Annotated in this window: 2 protein-coding genes and 1 pseudogene; all 3 read right to left on the bottom strand. The window is 62.7% G+C overall.

Annotated elements, in window-relative coordinates:
* A pseudogene (locus DB30_RS40110) lies at positions 1 to 2065 on the bottom strand (SpvB/TcaC N-terminal domain-containing protein); the annotation flags it as partial.
* Between the two features lie 75 nt (positions 2066 to 2140).
* A complete protein-coding gene (locus DB30_RS43365) occupies positions 2141 to 2716 on the bottom strand; it encodes a formylglycine-generating enzyme family protein (RefSeq protein ID WP_420870704.1) in 576 nt (191 codons plus the stop codon).
* 138 nt (positions 2717 to 2854) lie between these two features.
* Positions 2855 to 4419: RHS repeat-associated core domain-containing protein (locus DB30_RS40100; protein WP_146662850.1), on the bottom strand; the 1565-nt coding region annotated here is incomplete at its 5' end.

Here is a 4419-nt window from a genome sequence, read left to right as displayed (position 1 = left end):
CACGCTGACTGCTCGCCGAGAACGTCTCGGAGTCGAGCAGCGAGGTCGCGGCGGTTGCCATCGCGGCAATTGTACTCTCGCCGAGCAGCGCACTCCAGTCGGGTTGGGTCGTCTTGCTTGTGACGAGCTGTCGCTGCTCCTCGAGCGGGTTGCCCTTGAAGTCGAATTCCACCGTGGTCGCCACGCCAGCCCCGTCGTAGACCCGATACACACGACCGACGTGGTTGGTGTCCTCCGGCGTACTGAGTAAGTCACCATACACGATGCGCCCCAGCAGCTTCTCCGAGCCGCCAGACACGCTGACCGTCCGGTCAACCGGCCGGCGCAGGGTGTCGTACGAGAACGAGAACCGCTGACTGCGGCTATCCCAACTTCGCATGGGCTGCCCCAGCGCGTTGAGCAGCGTGTGCCGGTCGCCCGCGTCGACGCTGCTGACCACCAACGACTGCCCGAGCATCCCGTAAGTCCGAGACTCGGCCGTGTTGACCCGCGCGTCGATCACCTCGAGCACGTGCCCTTGAATATCGAGCACCGACTCGGTCACGTAGAACTCGTCGTCCCCGACCAGGTCCTTGTTGTGGGCGATCGACAAGAACGGCCGCCCGAGCACATCGAGGTGCACCACGCTCGGCGTCTCTTCGTGGTCCTCGACCAGCTGCGCCGCCCGCTTCTCCGCGAGCAACCCGACATCACCGCCACCGTAGCCGATCCGCGCATCGTACCAAGCACTGTCGGTCGCAGTGTCGTTCGGGTCAAAACTGGTCTGCGCCCACGGCGTGAACTCGACCTTGGAGTAGGTCCCGTTCGGCAGGTCCGTGCGGATCAACCGCCCCAGCGGGTCATGATGATTGAGCGCGGTCACCCCTTGCTCGACCAGTTCGGCTTCGTCCTCGTAATCCGGCGTGCTCGAGTAGTAGGGCTCGTACGCCTTGAGTACATTACCCTTGTTATCCTTCACCACGCGACCGTTGCCCACCCAACGCACGCTCGGGCTGGTGTCCTCGTATTGCAGGACATCATCCACGAACACGAGCTCCCCGCTCTCATCCCGCTCGGGCGCGAGCCCAGGGCGGGCTTGAACTTTGGCCATGATCACGCCGCCGGCCCCAGAGAAGTAGCTGCGCTGCTCGAACCACCGCGTCCCGCCGTATTGATGGGTCTCGCGCATACGCGACTTCGCCCAATTGGGTTTGCCGTTCGTCGACCACTCGAACAGGTCATACTCGAAGGTCGTGGTGGGGTCCGACAGGGTGTCGCCGTCGCTGTCGCCCACCTTGCCCAGCACAGCCGACTTCACGACAAAACCAAGCACGTCAAACGCGACCTGCGTGCGGTTGCCGTTCGGATCCGTGATCTGCCACGGCCCCAGCAAGCGATAGTCGTGCGCCGCCGTCACCGTCTCGCTCAACGGGTTGCTGCTGCTGACGACCAGCAAGCTGTGGCTGTCGTAGGTCGTCGAATAGGTGTTCCCGAATGGGTCCACGACCGAGGTCACCGCATAGAACTCATCGGCGTCAAACGTCGGATGCCCGGTCCGCACCCACCACGCACTGCTAGCCAGCACGTACTTGCCCTCGTCTTGCAGCGCGGTGTTGTCCGGCGCGCCCGTCAGCAGGCCGAACACTGCGGTCCGCTGCGCGTCCGTCATCGCCATGGTGTCGCTATCGTAGGGTAGCGCCCGGCTCTCGACGGTCCCGTGACTCAGCGGGCCGGACAGGTCGTTGGCCATGTAGCGGATCTTCGTGTGACTCAGCAGCCGCTTGTTGATCCCCGCTGGGATCGGGGACGTTTCGTAGGCGATCTGCGTGGCCTCGTCTGCCGCATCCAGGACCTCGTCGAACGAGAACGCGACCTTGGTCGCCCGTGTAAGCCCGTGAAGTTCGTAGCCGCGCGACTCGGTCGGCACGCCCAGGCGCAGGAGATCGTTGGTCGCATCCAGATGCACGACCTCGGATTCGCTGAGGGTGACCAACACCGCCGACGTGCTACCAGCTAGCACGTAGTCGCCCTGCTCGGGATACTCCGGCACGCGGCGCGGGTACACGACCGACGCCGAGCGCAACACCGTCCCGAAGTCGTCGACCTCGAGCGTGAACGCATGCGTGATCCGGGGATCCCCAGGGAAGCGTGCTGGCAGAGATCACCGCGACCTGGCGCAGCGAATGCCCCCAAGCGCCTCCCCGCTCGGGACGGGGAAGCGAGAGCTTGTCTGTGTAAAAACGATGAGCTCCGCGCCTGACCTGTAGCTCCCACCGCGGAGCACCCCGATCTCGTTGCCGTCCTCGCCTACTCCACTGGTCCATTCATCCGCGTTGCCAGCCATGTCCTTCAACCCGTCTCGACTGTCGCCTGCCGGCCTGCTCCCAACTGGCCACGGCTCGTCTGTGCCGCATCCAAACTCGACGATCGCATGGGCGCAAGACGGATCTTCGGAGCCCCACGGAAATTTGCGCGCCTCCTCTCGCCCGCGCGCTGCCCACTCCCACTCCCACTCAGTCGGAACACGTGCGCCTCGCCACTCACAGTAGGCCTCGACGCGGTCCCAGACGACCTCGACAGGGACATCCCCACGGAGAGCCTCATCGCTGACTCCACAGCCCGTCCAACTCGATGCACGCTCCCACTCTCGAAACGCCGCGACCGTGACCTCTGTCTCGTCGAGGTAAAAAGGGGCGATGTCGCGACCATCGAAGCTGCCGCCTGCGATGTAGATCATCTTTGGCTGACTCCGCGCTGGAGAGGACCTGGTACACCCGACGGCCGCCGCAGCGATAGCGAGCATGATGGCCGCGGTTGGTGTCTTGCTATGGTCAGCACCTGTCACGATCATGTTGGTCCTCTCAGGTCGAGAAGCTTACCAGGCCTCCCAAAGCTTGAACATCGCTCCGTAGTCCGTGCCGATTCCAGTCTTCGGGATGTAGGCATTGTAGACGTCTTCCGTGAACAAGGTGTCGAAGTCGGTGGCGACCTCCGCGTGCACATCATCGAGGGTATCGGCCGACCTTTTCGAGCCTTCGCCCGATATGGCATGATACAATGCTCCTCCGGCGTTGGCCGTACCAGCCAAAGGTCCGCCTGCACCCTCCGCGGCGTCCTCGAGAGCGCGGAGCATCATGTAGCTCAAGATAAATTGCCTCCGGGGTGCAGCCTCCCTTCCATACTTTGATTCACTGGTATCCCTCCACAGCGTCTCGATTTGTGATTCCCTGAAATCGAATCCCCCCGCCCTGTGATAGAACCATAGCTCGATCGCGTATGCGTTGTACTCTTTCTCCGCCTCCGAAGATCCGCCCCTCTGCCAGATATGCGTGAATTCATGGAGAATCACGCCTGCGATGAGCAGGGAATTCTGGTCCTTGCCCTCAGATTTCAGGCGCTCGTTAACGCGAAACACTTCTGAGTAAATGTCGGAGTACCATGCGGCGCCCATCACAGTGTCGGTGTACCCATATCCACTTTCGATCTTAGACTCGAAGCTCAGTCCACCGATCGCGTTGTAGCGAGCCAGGATCTCAGTGGCCATCTCCGCGCCGAGTACGTCCCTGAGGGTCTGGACCCCCTCCATGACCTGCGCCCACTCCTCGTCCTTACCCTTCCACCCGTTCCAACTCGTATGGCTCTTACGCTCGAAATTGCTCAATTCCCACTGGAAGATTTCCTCGGGCGTTGGGTCGGGGTGGTCGGAGTCGGGCGCGTTCGTATCCTCCATATAGCTGAGGTTCATTTCACTCCCGTCTGGGCCACTGACGTCATTATCACCTGGGCCTGCTTGATGACCATTCTTGTCCGAGGTCGAGATTGGTTTTGCTCCCGTGTAGGAGTATCGGTTCACTCCATCGCCGAGGCCAGAGGGATCCGCAGCCATCCAGCTCCCCAACCACGGTGCATAGTACCGGGCCGAGTGATACTCGAGCCCCGTCTCCTCGTCACGCTCCATCCCCGTGTAGCGGTAACGCTTGGCCGAGACGTCGATGCTGGCGTTGACTGCCCTGTACGCGCTGGTGCCGTAGGGGTGGTACTCCTCGTAGGAGATGATCGCTCCGCTGCCGTCGACCTCGGTGGCGGCAGAGCCGAGGTGGTTGCTCAGCTGATAGCGCCAGATGCCGGTCGGGCTCCCGACGGCGGAGCCGGAGTCGACGGTCTTGGTCTCGATGATGCAGATGCGGCCGGTGTCGTCGCTGATGTGTATCGACTCGCGCTCGAGGTCGAGCGTGCCGCTGATGCGCTTGCGATAGATCTCGAATGATCCGAGGTAGATGCGCTCTTCGGTGGTCGCGCCGGACTTCTCCACGTACTTGCGGCTGCGCATGCCGCCCGCGTACTGGAAGTAGACCGTCTCCGTGCCCACGGTGACCTCGCGCAGCTCGTCGTCGTGGTTCCACACCATGCTCGACAGGTGCGGCATCGCGGTCATGTTGC

The organism is Enhygromyxa salina, assembly GCF_000737335.2.
Taxonomy (GTDB): Bacteria; Myxococcota_A; Polyangia; order Nannocystales; family Nannocystaceae; genus Plesiocystis; species Plesiocystis salina_C.
The sequence above is the reverse complement of the archived record's forward strand: the minus strand, read 5'-3'. Positions and strand labels throughout refer to the sequence as shown.

Bases quoted from the DNA above. Each gene is read 5' to 3' on its own strand.
- DB30_RS43365 (WP_420870704.1), bottom strand. From the start codon at position 2,716: ATGATCTACATCGCAGGCGGCAGCTTCGATGGTCGCGACATCGCCCCT.